The sequence below is a fragment of the Dichotomicrobium thermohalophilum genome, assembly GCF_003550175.1.
GTDB lineage: Bacteria > Pseudomonadota > Alphaproteobacteria > Rhizobiales > Rhodomicrobiaceae > Dichotomicrobium > Dichotomicrobium thermohalophilum.
On record NZ_QXDF01000001.1, the window covers coordinates 1,829,838 to 1,844,999 of the forward strand.

At 64.9% G+C, this 15,162-nt stretch carries 15 protein-coding genes; 3 read left to right on the forward strand and 12 right to left on the reverse strand.

Annotation, left to right across the window (positions count from 1 at the left end; genetic code table 11):
- Position 1: 1 nt before the first annotated feature.
- From der to panB, 4 genes are all read right to left on the reverse strand, one after another.
- Complete coding sequence (der, locus tag BXY53_RS08495; protein ID WP_119061398.1) at positions 2–1,354, reverse strand: ribosome biogenesis GTPase Der; 1,353 nt, start codon at positions 1,352–1,354, stop codon at positions 2–4.
- 41 nt (positions 1,355–1,395) lie between these two features.
- The gene (locus tag BXY53_RS08500) at positions 1,396–2,781 is read right to left on the reverse strand and encodes an outer membrane protein assembly factor BamB family protein (RefSeq protein ID WP_119061399.1); all 1,386 of its coding nucleotides are present in this window, start codon (positions 2,779–2,781) and stop codon (positions 1,396–1,398) included.
- Between the two features lie 82 nt (positions 2,782–2,863).
- Positions 2,864–3,556: a tetratricopeptide repeat protein gene (locus tag BXY53_RS08505; protein ID WP_119061400.1), complete on the reverse strand. Its 693-nt coding sequence runs from the start codon at positions 3,554–3,556 to the stop codon at positions 2,864–2,866.
- Positions 3,557–3,696: 140 nt separating this feature from the next.
- Positions 3,697–4,563 carry a 3-methyl-2-oxobutanoate hydroxymethyltransferase gene (gene panB / locus BXY53_RS08510; RefSeq protein ID WP_119061401.1) on the reverse strand — a complete coding sequence of 289 codons (867 nt, stop codon included), beginning with the start codon at positions 4,561–4,563 and terminating at the stop codon, positions 3,697–3,699.
- Positions 4,564–4,753: 190 nt separating this feature from the next.
- On the opposite strand from panB, the gene BXY53_RS08515 reads away from it, so the two are divergent.
- The 3 genes from BXY53_RS08515 to BXY53_RS08525 all read left to right on the forward strand — a co-directional run bounded on the left by BXY53_RS08515 (position 4,754) and on the right by BXY53_RS08525 (position 6,611).
- Complete coding sequence (locus BXY53_RS08515; RefSeq protein WP_119061402.1) at positions 4,754–5,449, forward strand: hypothetical protein; 696 nt, start codon at positions 4,754–4,756, stop codon at positions 5,447–5,449.
- A 303-nt stretch (positions 5,450–5,752) separates the two neighbouring features.
- A complete protein-coding gene (locus BXY53_RS08520) occupies positions 5,753–6,154 on the forward strand; it encodes a hypothetical protein (RefSeq protein WP_119061403.1) in 402 nt (133 codons plus the stop codon).
- 52 nt (positions 6,155–6,206) lie between these two features.
- Positions 6,207–6,611, forward strand: coding sequence for a hypothetical protein (locus BXY53_RS08525; protein WP_119061404.1), 405 nt, complete (start codon positions 6,207–6,209; stop codon positions 6,609–6,611).
- Between the two features lie 57 nt (positions 6,612–6,668).
- Here the strand turns inward: BXY53_RS08525 and guaA are convergent, their stop codons facing one another.
- The 8 genes from guaA to BXY53_RS14235 form a co-directional block, all read right to left on the reverse strand.
- The gene (gene guaA, locus BXY53_RS08530; RefSeq protein ID WP_119061405.1) at positions 6,669–8,216 is read right to left on the reverse strand and encodes a glutamine-hydrolyzing GMP synthase; all 1,548 of its coding nucleotides are present in this window, start codon (positions 8,214–8,216) and stop codon (positions 6,669–6,671) included.
- A 101-nt stretch (positions 8,217–8,317) separates the two neighbouring features.
- Positions 8,318–8,644, reverse strand: a complete 327-nt coding sequence (locus tag BXY53_RS08535) for a hypothetical protein (protein WP_119061406.1) — start codon at positions 8,642–8,644, stop codon at positions 8,318–8,320.
- 99 nt (positions 8,645–8,743) lie between these two features.
- Positions 8,744–10,039 carry an RsmB/NOP family class I SAM-dependent RNA methyltransferase gene (locus BXY53_RS08540; protein ID WP_119061407.1) on the reverse strand — a complete coding sequence of 432 codons (1,296 nt, stop codon included), beginning with the start codon at positions 10,037–10,039 and terminating at the stop codon, positions 8,744–8,746.
- Between the two features lie 39 nt (positions 10,040–10,078).
- Positions 10,079–11,554, reverse strand: coding sequence for an IMP dehydrogenase (gene guaB, locus BXY53_RS08545; protein WP_119061408.1), 1,476 nt, complete (start codon positions 11,552–11,554; stop codon positions 10,079–10,081).
- Between the two features lie 145 nt (positions 11,555–11,699).
- The gene (locus tag BXY53_RS08550; RefSeq protein WP_119061409.1) at positions 11,700–12,185 is read right to left on the reverse strand and encodes a bactofilin family protein; all 486 of its coding nucleotides are present in this window, start codon (positions 12,183–12,185) and stop codon (positions 11,700–11,702) included.
- 136 nt (positions 12,186–12,321) lie between these two features.
- Complete coding sequence (locus BXY53_RS08555; RefSeq protein WP_119061410.1) at positions 12,322–13,041, reverse strand: RlmE family RNA methyltransferase; 720 nt, start codon at positions 13,039–13,041, stop codon at positions 12,322–12,324.
- A gap of 42 nt (positions 13,042–13,083) precedes the next feature.
- Complete coding sequence (locus BXY53_RS08560) at positions 13,084–14,070, reverse strand: Ppx/GppA phosphatase family protein (RefSeq protein ID WP_245410395.1); 987 nt, start codon at positions 14,068–14,070, stop codon at positions 13,084–13,086.
- 433 nt (positions 14,071–14,503) lie between these two features.
- Positions 14,504–14,980, reverse strand: a complete 477-nt coding sequence (locus BXY53_RS14235; protein ID WP_210209176.1) for a YARHG domain-containing protein — start codon at positions 14,978–14,980, stop codon at positions 14,504–14,506.
- Positions 14,981–15,162 lie beyond the last annotated feature (182 nt).

Consider the following 15,162-nt stretch of genomic DNA (forward strand, 5'->3'; position numbering starts at 1 on the left):
TTCAGTCTTCCTGATAGGGGTTCTTGCCCTTGCGAAGGAACAGGCGCACCGGCACGCCCCACAAATCGAACGCATCGCGCAAGCTGTTGATCAGGTAGCGCTCGTAGGACGCCGGCACGGCCTCCGGCCGGGAGCAGAAAACCACGAAGCGCGGCGGACGCGCGCCCGGCTGGGTGATATACCGCAACTTCAGGCGCCGCCCGCCCGGCGCGGGGGGCGGGTGTGCATCGACCACCTCGGAGAGCCAGCGGTTGAGCTTTCCAGTGCCGAAGCGTGCGTTCCAGAGCTCATACGCCTTGCCGACCTGAGCCATCAACTGGTTCAGCCCGCGCCCTGTCAGCGCGCTTATCGCCACCATCGGCACACCCTTGATCTGCGGCAGCAAGCGGTCGATCTCGGCCCGGAATTCCTGCCGCTTCGCGTCCTTGTCGCGAACGAGATCCCATTTGTTGATGGCGATAACCATCGCCCGGCCTTCATCGGCGGCTAACGCGGCGATGTGCAAGTCCTGCTTTTCCAGAGCGCGGTCCGCCTCCAGCAACACGATCACGACTTCGGCAAAACGGATCGCCCGCAACGCATCGCTGACCGAGAGCTTCTCGGCCTCCTCGTGAACGCGCGCGCGGCGGCGCAGCCCGGCGGTGTCGTAAAGTTTAAAGGCCTGGTCGCCCCAGGTCAGGTCGATGGCGATAGCGTCACGGGTGAGGCCCGGCTCGGGTCCGGTGATGGCACGTTCTTCGCCAGCGAGGCGGTTGAAGAGTGTCGACTTGCCGGCATTGGGCCGCCCGATGATCGCCACGCGTATGGGCCGCTCTTCCGCCTCTGCTGCCTCGGCCTCGGCTATGCCTGCTCTCAGCAGGGCCTCCGCCTCCGTCTCCAGGCGGTCATGGAGATCGCCAATGCCCTCCCCGTGCTCCGCCGAGATGGCGACCGGGTCGCCGAGACCAAGGCTGTAGGCTTCGTACACACCGGACTCGCCCGCGCTGCCCTCCGCTTTGTTGGCAACCAGGATCACCGGGTGCCCCGACTGTCGCGCAATATCAGCGAACATCTCATCGACGGGTGTCACGCCAACGCGCGCGTCGATGACGAACAGAACGATATCGGCTTCGGCGATGGCGCGCTCGCTCTGGACGCGCATGCGCTCTGCGATGCTCCCCGCTTCGGCATCCTCCAGCCCGGCGGTGTCGATTAGCGTGGCGGGCTGTCCGGCGACCTCAAAAGCACCCTCGCGGCGGTCGCGGGTCAGCCCCGGCATGGGCGCCACGAGCGCGAGCTTGCGCCCGGTCAGACGATTGAAAAGGGTCGATTTGCCGACATTGGGCCGGCCGACGATGGCGACTTTCAGGGTCATACGCGGCGACGGCGGGCACGTGCGCCAGGCACGCGACCTCGCTAATTCAGCGCGATCAGGTCGGCGCCGTCAGTCAGTACGTACATCTGACCGTCGGCGACCACTGGCGCGATATACACGCCCGTGTCCAGATCGCGCTTGGTGGCAACTTCGCCCGTGCGGGCGTTCACCCCGAGCATAAGCCCTTTCGAGGAAATCAGCCAGAGTTTGCCGCCGGCGAGAACGGGGCCATTCCAGTGCCGCGCGGGCGGTAGGTCAGACACCCAGGCAATCTCGCCACTATCGCGCTCCACGGCGACCAGCTTGCCCGAGCGATCCACGACGAAAACGGCGTCCCCCGCCACCCATGGCGTCTGGGAACCGCTGACATCCAGCGACCACCGACGCGAGCCGGACTCGATGTCGGTGGCGATGAGACGACCGGCGCCGCTGACCGCATAGACCGTGCCGCCAGCGATGGCCGGACGCGCGGTGTCGCCAACCTCCTGCGCGGCAAGGCCCGGACGCGTGCGCGTGAGCGATTCGGCCCATTTCGGCTGGCCCTTCTCGATATCGAAAGCCAGCAGCTCGCCCGAGGGGTACGGCACCACGACCGTGTCGCCAGAGACCGCAGGGCTGGCGTTGCTCAGGATCGTCGCCGCTTCGGGCAGGCCACGGGCGGTCCAGAGTTCGCTGCCGTCCTTGGTGGAGAGGCAGAAGAGCTGACTCTCGGCGTTGACCACGAAGATGCGCCCATCGACGGCCGTCGGTGACATGCGGAAGGGCAACTCGAAGCGCTTGCTCCACAACGGCTTGCCGGAGGAGGGATCGAGCGCGACGACCGTGCCGAACCCCGTGGCGGCGAACAGCTTGCCGTCGGCAAGCGCCAAGCCACCGCCGAAGCCGGCCTCTTCGTCCTCGTTTTCCGGGACGAGCGGACGTTCCCATAGCTCGCTTCCGCTGCTCCTGGAAAAGGCGCGGACCGTGCCCTCCGTATCAATCGTGAAAACGCGGTTGCCCACGACCACCGGTTTGGCGATAAGCTGGCCGTCAGAGCTGGAGCCAGCTCCGATATCGACCTGCCAGCGCGGGCTGAGCCCGCCGCCGAAGGCCAGATGCCCCGGCGCATTGCTCGCGATGCCTCCCGGCTGGCTCCAGGCTGCGTTCGTCTGCGGATCGGAGACGGATACGGGCCTGGCCGTCTCGACATTGGCGATCGAAGAGGTAGAGCCTGGCGATACGACCGAGATACGCTCACCCGGCAAGCGTTCCTCTTCCTCCTCGAAGATCGAGGTGACCGAATCCGCCACGCCGGAGACAGAGGTGCAGCCAGCAACCGGCAAGACGAAAGCAACCGTCGCGATGCGAAGTGCCCGGCCCGCCGCAGGCCATCGCCTGCCGTTCGCCTCTTTTTCGTTCGCGCCGCTTCTTCCCGTCACCTCGGCCATGGCCTGTCCTTCGCCGTTTGTCTCGTTCGCTTATAGGTGGTCCATACGCCAACCGACGCGGCACGCAAAACAGGTCTGACAGCTACTCGGCGGATGCTGATGCTGCGTCCGTGCTACCGGCGCTGGCCGGCGCATTGATGAGCGAAAGCATCATCTGCGCGCGCTGGCGCATGGGGCCGGGCGTGTCACTGTCGCTCAGAAGCTCCTGATAGAGCGTCCGGGCCTTCTCATTCTCATCCGCCTTGAAAGCGGATAGCGCAAGCAACTCCCGCGCGGAATGTCGCCAGGGGCTCGCGTCGTCACGCATGTCGCCGACACGCGCCTCGATCTCGGATGGGGCCGCGGTGTCGATCAGGAGAGTCGCGGCCTGGATGCGCGCGAAGCCGCGCAGCATGGAGTCATCCGTGCTTTCGGCCACGCTGTCGTAAGCCTGAACCGCCGCATCGGTCTCTCCCTTCGCCGCAGCGATCGCGGCAAGGCGCAGCTCAGAAAGGGCCGAATAGCTGCCCATGCCGTCCTCCGCCAGCGCGGAGAAGGTCTCCGCCGCCGCATCCGGCTGACCGTTCTGCTGGAGGGTGCTCGCCTCGACGAAGGCCGTGCCGTCTGAGGCCGCCCGCGAGCTTTGCCACCAGGTCCAGCCCTGATAGCCGCCCACGGCGAGCACGATCACCAGCGCCGTCGCGATGACATAAACACCGTATTTCCGCCATAGCTGCGCCAGTTGCTCCCGGCGCATGTCCTGCTCGACCTCGCGGAAGATATCACCTTCACTCATTCATTCGCCCGCTTCGCGCGCCTTGTTTCGCAGCGTGATTAATCCAGCCACCGAACCGATCCGGCAGCCTTACAAGCGGCGAAAATCAACGCTTTCCCCGCTTACGCTTAAATGTAGGTTCGCCGCCGATCACTCAAGCGTTAGTTGCCGGTCATTTTCGGCTTTTTCGTGACTGTCCCCGGTGCTTCCACACGCTCGTTGCGCATTCCATAAACGTGCTCCCGCCCCGGGAACCGGCGGCTGCGCACCTCCTCGGCATAGGTCTTCACCGCATCCGCGATGCCGTCGGCCAACTCCGCGTAACGCTTGACGAATTTCGGCACGCGCGGCGACAGCCCGAGCATGTCTTCCAGCACCAGTATCTGCCCATCGCAGTCTGCCGAGGCACCAATGCCAATTGTTGGGATATCGATCTGGCGCGTGATGCGCGCGGCGAGAAGCTCGGCGACGCCTTCGATCACCACCGCGAACGCACCCGCCTCTGCCACCGCCTGCGCATCCGACTCGATCTCGGCCCATTCGCTTTCATGGCGCCCCTGGGCGCGATAGCCGCCCAGCGTATTCACCGACTGCGGCGTCAGACCGATATGCGCCATGACCGGGATGCCGCGCTCGCTCAGGTAGCGAATCGTCTCGGCCATACGCTGGCCGCCCTCCAGCTTGATGGCGCCGCAGCCGGTTTCCTTCATCACCCGCGCTGCGTTACGGAAGGCGATTGCCGGGCTTTCCTCGTAACTGCCGAAGGGCATGTCCACCACGACCAGTGCGCGCTGTGAGCCGCGGACCACGGCCGCGCCATGCATGATCATGAGATCCAGCGGCACCGGCACCGTGCTCTCGTAGCCGTGCATGACCATGCCTAGCGAATCGCCAACCAGCATGAAATCGACGTGGGGGTCGATCAGCCGCGCGGTATGCGCATGATATGCGGTCAACGAAACAATGGGAGCCCCGCCCTTGCGCGTGCGGATTTCCGGTGCCGTGATCCGTGTTGCGGTATCGCTCATCTATCCGTCCTGCTTGTCAGGCGCGCGCAGCGCCGGGCCGCCTCTGCGTTAACCCGCGACCGCAACTGCTTGTCGCGCCGTAATCTTAGCCCGTGGTTAACGCTGTTAATCAAATTCGCTTCTCATTCGATTAAAAACGTCGTTTCCTCGCGACTGAGGGCAAAGTTATCAAACGCGAGAGGCCACACGAATGTTTGCCGAAATCGTCTTCGCCAGCCTGATGGCCGCCGGCGGGCCGGCCGCGTTGGCCCAAACGCCTGAACCGCAACCTGCCGTGATGCATTACACGGACGGCGAACAGGGTGCGCCGCGCCTGCAATTGGCGGCCGATCTCGGCTGCCCGCGTTATTACGACCGGCGGCGGGGGTATGACAAGCGTTGCTATCGCCGGCGCGCCGATCCTTACCGCGATGGCTACCGCGATCGCTATGGCCGTTATGACGACGAGCGCTATTACGATGAACGGCCCGGCCGCTACTCCGACCGCGACGACCCCTATTACGAGGATGCCCCGTATCGCGGTGACTGGAACGGTCCGCGCGACACGCTGAGGGATCGTTACGGGCGGCCCTATCCGGATGCCGAGCCGGGTTTCGACGAGGACGTGCCCCCTTATCGCCGCGGTGCCTATGAGCGGCCAGGGCCGCGCGATCGCTATTACGACGATCGCGACTTGGACGACGCACGGGAGCGCTGGCGGCGTGGCGAGACCTCCCGACCTTTCCGGGAAGGCCGCGCGTTCGATGCCTTCTACCAGCGCTCGAGCTACCGGGAGCCTCTTTATAAAAAAAAAGATACGGGGCCTATGACGGTTACCGCGAGCCATACGATTATTACCCCGCGCCGGAGCCGGAATGCGGCCTCCGCTGCTGGATCAACCGTTTAGCCGAGGACGACTATCCGCCTGCGGACGCCTATCTGGAGCCCCGCCGCGACATTGGAGCCGAACGCGATGCCATGCGGCGCTTCTGTAAACGCAATTCCTGGCGGGACCGCAGCGGCTGCTGGCACTGCCCCTCCGGCTGTTTCGCGCTGTACCGGCCTTGCCGGAACTGGCGGTGCAAATTCGAGTAGGGACGCCATGACCTGCTGCCGGTATGAACATTCAGCATGTGTTCACATTCCGGTGAATAGCCTTGACCGGCACTGGAATTCGCACTGTCGGCGAATTCAGCAAGGATAAGGAAAAATGGAGCGTCTCATGCGCAATACATTCCAAGCCTTCATGTTGCTGGCTGCCGGTCTGGCCGCGTTTGTCTTCATCTCGCCGCAGGCTGCGGCTGCCAGCGCGGGGACGTCGTCTACCCTGACGATGAAGCAGCTTCTTTCGGGCGAGACGACCAGCTCGCTCGTTGAGCAAGCGCAGGCCTGGCGCTGCCGCCGGCGTAACTTTGTGTGCCGTCAGCGCTGGGGCGTCGGTCGGGATTATCGGCGCTGCATGCGCCGTGGCGGTTGCGGCTGGTATGTGCGTCGCAGGTTCCATCGCGGTTACCGCCGTGGTCGCTGCCGCCGCGCTCACCGCGTTTGCCGTTATCGCTTCGGTTTCGGCCGCGACTATCGCCGCTGCATGGCCCGCCGCGGCTGCCGTTAGGAGAGCCTGACCCGTCGGGTCGGGTGACAGCGACCTGAAGGAGAGAGGAGACATGCGCGTACACTTCAACTTGGCTCTTGTGTTCTTGATCGGTTTGGCCGCCTGGAGCGGCATCCCCACTCAGGCAAAAGCCGCATCGGCTCATCTGGAACGCGCCGGACTGCAAGCGTCCGCGCATGTCTCATCATCGCTTCACCTGGCGCAATATATCGCCGGCGAACGCGCGGACCGCTGCTATGTCCGTCACCTGGAGTGCCGCTACCGCTCGGGATTCGGCCACCGCTATCGCCGCTGCATGGCGCGAGCGGGCTGTGGCTACCGGCGTCATTACGGCTATGGTCACCGCTACCGCAGCTGCCGCTACTGGCTGCGCCGCTGCCGGGAGAACTGGTACTATCCGGAAGATATCCGCGGCTGCCTGCGCTATCACGGCTGCCTTCACCATTACTACTACTGAAGCAAGCGAAAGCCGAGCAAGACAAAGGCCGCCTCTCGGGGCGGCCTTCTAGTTTGTCTATTCCCACTCGATCGTGCCAGGCGGCTTCGAGGTCACGTCATAGACAACGCGGTTGATGCCGCGCACTTCGTTGATGATCCGCGTCGCCGCCCGGCCCAGGAAGTCGTGGCTGAACGGGAAATAGTCTGCCGTCATCCCGTCAGTCGAGGTCACCGCGCGCAGCGCGCAGACATAGTCGTATGACCGGGCATCGCCCATGACGCCGACCGTGCGGACCGGCAGCAGCACGGCGAAAGCCTGCCAGATGTCGTCGTAGAGACCGGCCTTCTCGATCTCTTCGAGATAGATCCGATCGGCCTTGCGCAGAATTTCCAGCTTGTCCGGCGTGACGGCACCGGGAATACGTATCGCGAGCCCCGGACCGGGGAAAGGATGACGGCGCAGAAACCCGTCAGGCAGCCCAAGCTCGCGGCCGAGTTCGCGCACCTCATCCTTGAACAGTTCGCGCAGCGGCTCCAGCAGCTTCATGTTCATGCGCTCGGGCAGCCCGCCGACATTGTGGTGCGACTTGATCGTCACCGAGGGGCCGCCAGTAAATGATACGCTTTCGATGACATCCGGGTATAGCGTGCCCTGCGCCAGGAAATCCGCGCCGCCGATACGCTTCGCCTCGGCCTCGAACACGTCGATGAACAGCCCGCCGATGATCTTGCGCTTCTGCTCGGGGTCACTGACGCCTTCCAGCGCGGCCAGGAATTGGGGGGCGGCCTCGGCATGGACGAGCGGGATATTGTAGCTGTCGCGAAACAGGGTGACCACCTGCTCGGCCTCGCCCGCGCGCAACAGGCCGTGATCGACGAAGATGCAGGTGAGCTGCTCGCCGATCGCCTCATGGATCAGCACCGCCGTCACTGCCGAATCGACCCCACCGGACAGCCCGCAGACGACGCGCCCGTCGCCGACCTGCTCCCGGATGCGTTCGATCGCCGTATCGCGGAACCGCGCCATTGTCCAGCCGCCCTTGCAGCCGGCGATCTCGTGGGTGAAGTTGCGCAGCATCGCCGCGCCCTGCGGCGTGTGGACCACCTCGGGATGGAACTGCACGCCGTAAAGCTGACGGCTTTCATCCGCGATGGCAGCAAACGGCGCGCCGGGTGTGCTGGCGATGACCTCAAAGCCAGGCGGCAGGCTGTCGACCCGGTCGCCGTGGCTCATCCAGACTTGCAAGCTGCTGCCCGGATCGCCCAGCCCCTCGAAGAGCGGGGAGGGCTTACGGAGCATGATCTCCGCGCGGCCGAACTCCCGGTGATCGGAGCCGGATACCGCGCCGCCCATCTGCGCCACCATGGTCTGCTGGCCATAGCAGATGCCGAGCACCGGCACGCCGGCAGAGAAAACCGCTTCGGGGGCGCGCGGCGTGCCCGCCTCATGCGTGCTGGCTGGCCCACCGGAGAGAATGATCGCGCTCGGCTTCATCCGGGTCACAGCATCTTCGGCGTCGGTGAACGGCACGATCTCGGAATAGACGCCGGATTCGCGCACGCGCCGCGCAATGAGCTGCGTTACCTGGCTTCCGAAGTCGATGATAAGGACAGTTTCGGTCATACGTTTGAAGCTGATAAAGCGCGGTCAGTTAACGGGCTGGCTTGCCGCTGATAGAGCACTCCCTTACTCGCCGGTCAAGCTGGCGGGCTCCGCCCGAGCATCTAATCCGCAGCGGAAGCGTTGGCTGGCGCTGGTTCAGGAGTCGCCTCATCCACCGGTTCAGCGATCTCGGTTCCGGGCGCGGCGGCTTCCTCCGGGCCGGGCACGTTCCAGTACTGGGCACAGCTTTGCGGCGCAGGTTCCCCGCCGGCCCGTTGCCTGATCTCGCTACAGGCCCATTGCTGCAGTTCGGTCGGCATCAGCCCGTTGAGCCCGGCCCAGATTGGGTCGTCGCCTCTTTCGGTGGTGTAGGTCGCATACAGCCAGTAGCCAAACCCGACGAAAACAACAATCAGAACCAGGCCGAACAGCGTCTTGATAACACTCATGCGGCATTCCTTCGCCGGGGCCCTGACCCGCTCACGTGTCCGCACCCGGTAATTCTGAGATGAGGACGACCGGCCAGTTTGCAATGCGTCCTGCGGGCTTTAGGCGCTGCGTTGGAGGATGGCAATGAAAAACCCGTCCGTGCCATGGCTGGCCGGTGTCAGCAGCAGCGAATCCCCGTTCCCTGTGGCGGCGCTGCCGGGGAACGAGGCGCTCAGTGTTTCACGCCAGACCTGCGCGAGCGGCACCGGCGCAAAGTCCGAATACTCAGCCAGGAACCATGCGGCTTGCGCGTCGTTCTCGCTGGGCAGCACCGAACAGGTCACATAGACCAGCCACCCGCCAGGCTTCACCAGCGGCGCGGACTGCGCCAGTACAGCCCGCTGCTCGGCATGGCGCTTTTCCAGTGCCTGCGGCGACAGCCGCCATTTCGCATCCGGCCGCCGGCGCCACGCGCCAGAGCCGCTGCACGGGGCATCGACGAACACGATATCCATCCGCTCGCGAAGCTCTTCGAGCGCCGATTCGTTGCCCGCGGGAAGAACCTGAACATTCCGCGCGCCCGCGCGCTTCAGCCGTTCGAAGATCGGGCGCAGCCGCGTCTTGTCGGCGTCGTAGGCATAGATCTGCCCCGTATTCTCCATCTGTGCGGCCAGCGCCAGCGTCTTGCCGCCGGCCCCTGCGCAGACATCGGCAACCTGATGGCGCGGGCCGGCGCCGGCCAGGAGCGCGGCGATCTGAGAGCCTTCGTCCTGCACCTCGAACCAGCCCTTGCCATGCGCCGCATCCGCTTCGATCTTCGGGGCCTTGTGATGGCGCGCACGCACCGGCACGCGCACGCCGACCGGCGAGAACGGCGTTTCTTCCGGCGCGTATTCGCGCAGCGCCTTCATCACCTTCGCGCGGTCCGCTTTCAGCGTGTTCACGCGGACATCAACCGGGGCGCGTTCGGCCAGCGCCGCGCCTTGCGCGACGGCCTCCGCACCGAACGCCGCGCGGAATTCATCCGCCATCCACTCGGGATAGTTGCCGCGCACCCAGTCCGGGGCATCCGGGTCAAGAGCCGCTATCAGTCCGGCCCGCTCCGCCTCGCTCAGCGGCTCCGGCGCACGTCCGCCTGCGCACATCGCGTCGATCACCTCAGCCGCCTCGCCCCAGGCATGCGCCAGCACGCCCAGCGCGAGCGCCCTCGGCGTCTCTGCGCCCATCAGGAAGCTCAGAGAATTGCGCTTGCGCAGCGCATCAAAGACGATGTTGCCGATGGCCGCGCGGTCGCCAGATCCAGCGAAACGATGCGCCCGTCCCCAGTCGCTCAGCGCTTGTGCCGCAGGCCTGTGGCGATTCAGAATCTCGGCGAGCACCTCGATTGCCGCCTGCAAGCGGGCACCAGGCTGCATGGGCGAACCTTTCCGAGCAACTTGGCGCGCCGCGGGCGCCTAGTCGAGCCGACCGGGATAGTTCGGGCTTTCCCGGGTGATCGCCACGTCATGCGTGTGGCTCTCGCGCACGCCCGAGCCGCTCACACGCAGAAACTCGGTGTTGCGCTGGAATTCCTCGATCGTCGCGCAGCCGGTGTAGCCCATCGCCGCGCGCAGGCCGCCGACAAGCTGATGCAGCACGCTGGCAATCGGGCCCTTGTAGGGCACCTGCCCCTCGATGCCTTCGGGCACCAGCTTGAGGGTGTCCCCCACCTCCTGCTGGAAGTAGCGGTCCGCCGAGCCGCGCGCCATCGCGCCGACCGAGCCCATGCCCTGGTACGCCTTGTAGGATCGGCCCTGATACAGGTAGACCTCACCGGGGCTTTCATCCGTGCCCGCCAGCAGCGAGCCCACCATCACGCAGCTCGCGCCTGCCGCGATCGCCTTGGCCAAGTCGCCCGAAAAACGAATGCCGCCGTCCGCGATGACCGGCACACCCTGCTCTGCGGCCACCTCGACGGCCTCCATGATCGCCGTGAGCTGCGGCACGCCGACGCCCGCCACGACACGGGTCGTGCAGATGGAACCCGGCCCGATGCCGACCTTGATCGCGTCGGCACCTGCGTCAATCAGCGCCTTCGCGCCTTCTGCGGTGGCGATGTTGCCAGCGACCACCTGCACCCGGTTGGACAGGGCCTTAGCGCGCTGAACCGCTTCCAGCACCCGCTCGGAATGCCCGTGCGCGGTATCAACAACAATCATGTCCACGCCAGCGTCGACCAGCCGCCCACTACGCTCGTAACCGTTGTCCCCGACCGTCGTCGCCGCCGCGACACGCAGACGGCCCTGCTCATCCTTGGCGGCGTTGGGGTGCTGAACCGCCTTCTCGATGTCCTTGACGGTAATAAGCCCGACGCAGTGGAAGTCATCATCAACGACAAGGAGCTTCTCGATGCGATGCTGGTGCAGAAGCCGCTTCGCCTCTTCGGTGGAAACCCCGTCCTTGACCGTGACGAGGCCGTCCTTCGTCATCAGGTTCGCGACCGGCTGGTCCGTGTCCTCGGCGAAACGTACGTCCCGGTTGGTGAGGATGCCGACGAGCCGGCCCTCGCGAGAGCCGTTGACCGATGGCGTCACGACCGGGATGCCCGAGATCGCGTGCCGGCGCATGAGATCGAGCGCCTCCGAGAGCGGCGCATCGGGGTGGATGGTCACAGGGTTCACGACCATCCCGGATTCGTATTTCTTCACCTGGCGCACCTGATCGGCCTGCGCCTCCGGCGACATGTTCCGGTGAAGCACGCCGATGCCGCCCGCCGCAGCGATGGCGATCGCCAGCGGCGCCTCGGTCACCGTGTCCATCGCCGAAGAGATTACGGGGATGTTCAGCGGGATTTCCGGGGTCACGCGCGTCGAGACGTCCACCTGCGCGGGCAGGACATTCGAATGGCGCGGCTTGAGAAGAACATCATCAAACGTCAGTGCCAGCTTCATCGCTGCCAACTCCTTTCACGGACCGGCGCGGCCTCGCGGTGTCTGCATGCACCACGCCCCGGCGCTCGGATTCGAGCGTGACCGGGGCGTCCTTGTGAGGCACAAATTGGAGACGGCGTCAATGATCTCAAGCCGCCGCGTGCATTTACCGCCGCAAGAGCCGGCGGCCGCCGCTTTCCTGCTGCTGGGCCGACTGCGCCTGCTGCGTCTGTTGCGCTTGCTGCTGCGATTGCGCGGCCTGCTGAGTCTCCGACGTTTCGGCCGTGGTCGGCTGCTGCTGGTCAGACTTGCCGTCACCTGCAAAGGTGAACGCCTCCGGGTCCTCGGTCCACCTCAGGGTTCCATCATAGCGGGTTCCCATCTCTATGCCGATACCCTGATGATAGATGTCACCTTCGACATGGGCGGTCGAGTGCAGCATCACCCGCTTGCTGCGGATCGAGCCGGAGACGTTGCCGAACACGATCACCTCGTTGTTGGCGACGATCCCGCCGTCGATGCGGCCCTTTTCGCTGACGATGAGCGAGGCGCAATACATGTCGCCCTGAAGCTTGCCGTCCAGCTTCAGGTTCCCCTTGGACTTCACGTTCCCGATAATCGTCAGGTCTTCGCCGATAACAGACTCGCTCATTGTCCACCCTACTCCACGCTTACTTTTTGCCTAGCCTCGGCTCACCATACCCGGCCGTCAGCCCCCATACGCTTTTAGGCTTCTCTTAGCACTTTCATCGAAAAGTGCAAAGGCGTTCCCTAAGCCCGTTTTCCCCTCACGGCGATTTATCAGCCTCTGTGCCCCGAAAGCCCGTCGCCAGTACGTAGGTTTCGGGCGACTCGGCGCGGCTGGCCTTCGGCTTGACGTGCCGTACACTGGCAAAGGACCGCTTCAGCAGATCGAGCATGTCCCGCTCCGCTCCGCCCTGAAAGACCTTTGCGAGAAACGTGCCGTCAGGCGCAAGCACGCGCAGGGCGAAGTCGAGCGCGGCCTCGGCAAGCGCGACGGTTCGCAGGTGATCGGTCTGGCGGTGCCCGGTCGAGGACGGTGCCATGTCGGAGAGCACGACGTCGGCCTTCTGGCCTGCGAGCGCCGCATTGACTGCCTCAAGCCCGGTGTCCTCCAGGAAATCGCCCTGCAGCACCGTGACATCCGGCAGGGGATTCATCTCCAGAAGGTCGATGGCGATCACCTTGCCGCCCGGCATCACCCGCTGGGCCGCGACCTGCGACCAGCCGCCGGGCGCCGCGCCGAGGTCCACCACGACGGCGCCCGCCTTCAGAAGCTGATGCTTATCGTCGATCTCGATGAGCTTGTAGGCCGCGCGGGAGCGGTACCCCTCGCGCCTGGCAGCGGCGACGTAAGGGTCGTTGAGCTGTCGCTGGAGCCAGCGGGTCGAGGATGCTTTGCGGCCCCGGGCGGTCCTGACGCGCACGGTCATGTCGCGCCGGCCGCGGCCGGAGGCTCCGCGCTTGCCGGATTGCTTGCGTGCCATGATGAACTGTCCGATTTGCTGAAGGCGCTTGCGCGCCCGGAGTTACTTGCGGCGGAAGCGGCGCGTGCGCCGGCGCCAGAGATCGTGCACCCCATCCTCCGCCATCAGCGTGGCAAGGATGCCTTCCCGCAGGCCACGGTCCGCGACCCGCAGGCGGTCGCAGGTCCAGGCCCGCAGCAACGCCTCAAGGATGGCCGCGCCCGCAACGATGAGATCGGCCCGCTCGCGCCCGATGCAACCCTGCCGCACACGTTCTTCATGTTTCATCGCGGTCAGGCGCTCCGAAACCGCCCGGACCTGATCGGCGCTCAACCAGCAACCATCGACGCGCCGGCGGTCATAGTATTCCAGGCCGAGATGGATACCTGCAATGGTGGTCGCCGTGCCAGAAGTGCCGAGCAGATGCGTGTTGCCGCTGGCAATGCGGCCCGAGACGCCGTGCTCCAAGTCGAAATCCTGCAATGCACGATGCACCTCGCGGACCATTGCCTCGAAGGTGCGCTGATCCATCGGCTCGCCGGCGAACTGCTCGGCCAGCGTGACCACGCCAACCGGCAGGGAAGTCCAGGCTGCGACGCAGTCCTGCGCCCACAACCGGTCATGCGGACGGCGCTTCTGCTGGTCCTTCATGCAGCGCAGGTCCAGGAAGATCAGCTCGGAGGAGCCCCCGCCGATGTCAAACACCAGCGCGCCATCGCTCTGCCGGTCGATCAGCGAGGCGCAGCCGCTGACGGCGAGGCGCGCTTCTGTTTCCCGGTCGATGATTTCCAGCTCCAGGCCGGTCTCCTCACGCACCCGCCCGACGAACTCTTCCGCATTGCTGGCGACGCGGCAGGCTTCGGTGGCGATCAGGCGCGAGCGCTGCACCCCGCGGCGGATCATCTTCTCCGCACAGACCTTGAGGGCGTCAATGGTGCGCCTCATCGCCTGTTCCGACAGCGCGCCGCTCTGGGTGATCCCCTCGCCCAGCTTGATGACGCGGGAAAAGGCGTCAACGACGATGAAGCCGCGGCGCGACGGCCTCGCCACGAGCAGCCTGCAATTGTTGGTGCCGAGGTCGAGCGCCGCGTAGACATGTTCGTCGGGCGAAAATGCCCGGTTTCCGCGGCGACGATTGGAATGTTGAGTGCGGGCGCCCGACAATGAAGCCGTTGGCACGCTATCGGGGTGATAAGCGGGCTTGCGCTCCTGTGGCCCTTCACTCACAAAAACACGCCTCTTGTTTTTATCAGATGTCCGCATGTCGGACGCCGTGGCGCGCTGCGCTCGGGCGGGCCGGCTTCAAAAGCGCGTTCAGCCTCGCGCAATCGTGCGACGACCGACACGTCCGTCAATCACTTTACCCCTTTCGATGTAAAGGTAAAGCATTTGTGTCTTCGCCTAAAGTTGGGACAGGCCCGCACATAATCAAGCAGCCGGCGGAAGGCCGCCGGCTGCCGCTTTTCTCCACGCAGCGGCGGGCCTAGTTACACTGCTTTTCGGCTTCGACCTGCTTGATCAGCTCGACGTTCTGCCATTCGAGCTCGGACAGGATGTCCTGCGAATCGGAGGTGCAGTCGGAATTGTCGAAATACGCCTTGCCGCGCTCGCTGCGGAAGCAGTAGCCATTGCGGTCGAAGATCTCGTTCCGGGCGATCCACAGTTCGTCGCAGGTCATCTCGACGAGCTCTTCCTCGACCAGCGCACGCTCCGAGCTGTCGGATATCATGTCGGCCGGGCCCGTCTCCTCCTGCATGGCATCGGCATCCGGCTCGCCCATGTCCTGTTCATCCATCATGGTGCCGTCCATGCCGTCAGCCTCGGGCGAAGCCGGGTCGACCGGCTCTTCCATGTCCTGTTCATCCATCACAGCGTCGCCGGTGCCCTGCTCGTCCATCATCTCCATCTGGTCGCTGCCGCCGGGATCGGGCACGCCCTGCTCATCTGTGTCCTGCGCCATAGCCGATCCCCCAAACGCAAGAGCCATGACCAAGGCGCCAACATATCCAAAACGCAAAATTGTCATTATTCCCACCATCTGTTCTTCTGTGTTAAGCGCAAGCCGGCGGATCTGGTGAGTCAATCACCATGCGCAACGCAGTTTCAATTCCGTCCGGCCATTAACCTTTCGTCGCCATCGCG

Bases quoted from the DNA above. Each gene is read 5' to 3' on its own strand.
- der (WP_119061398.1), bottom strand. From the start codon at position 1,354: ATGACCCTGAAAGTCGCCATCGTCGGCCGGCCCAATGTCGGCAAATCG.
- BXY53_RS08500 (WP_119061399.1), bottom strand. From the start codon at position 2,781: ATGGCCGAGGTGACGGGAAGAAGCGGCGCGAACGAAAAAGAGGCGAAC.
- BXY53_RS08505 (WP_119061400.1), bottom strand. From the start codon at position 3,556: ATGAGTGAAGGTGATATCTTCCGCGAGGTCGAGCAGGACATGCGCCGG.
- panB (WP_119061401.1), bottom strand. From the start codon at position 4,563: ATGAGCGATACCGCAACACGGATCACGGCACCGGAAATCCGCACGCGC.
- BXY53_RS08515 (WP_119061402.1), top strand. From the start codon at position 4,754: ATGTTTGCCGAAATCGTCTTCGCCAGCCTGATGGCCGCCGGCGGGCCG.
- BXY53_RS08520 (WP_119061403.1), top strand. From the start codon at position 5,753: ATGGAGCGTCTCATGCGCAATACATTCCAAGCCTTCATGTTGCTGGCT.
- BXY53_RS08525 (WP_119061404.1), top strand. From the start codon at position 6,207: ATGCGCGTACACTTCAACTTGGCTCTTGTGTTCTTGATCGGTTTGGCC.
- guaA (WP_119061405.1), bottom strand. From the start codon at position 8,216: ATGACCGAAACTGTCCTTATCATCGACTTCGGAAGCCAGGTAACGCAG.
- BXY53_RS08535 (WP_119061406.1), bottom strand. From the start codon at position 8,644: ATGAGTGTTATCAAGACGCTGTTCGGCCTGGTTCTGATTGTTGTTTTC.
- BXY53_RS08540 (WP_119061407.1), bottom strand. From the start codon at position 10,039: ATGCAGCCTGGTGCCCGCTTGCAGGCGGCAATCGAGGTGCTCGCCGAG.
- guaB (WP_119061408.1), bottom strand. From the start codon at position 11,554: ATGAAGCTGGCACTGACGTTTGATGATGTTCTTCTCAAGCCGCGCCAT.
- BXY53_RS08550 (WP_119061409.1), bottom strand. From the start codon at position 12,185: ATGAGCGAGTCTGTTATCGGCGAAGACCTGACGATTATCGGGAACGTG.
- BXY53_RS08555 (WP_119061410.1), bottom strand. From the start codon at position 13,041: ATGGCACGCAAGCAATCCGGCAAGCGCGGAGCCTCCGGCCGCGGCCGG.
- BXY53_RS14235 (WP_210209176.1), bottom strand. From the start codon at position 14,980: ATGGCGCAGGACACAGATGAGCAGGGCGTGCCCGATCCCGGCGGCAGC.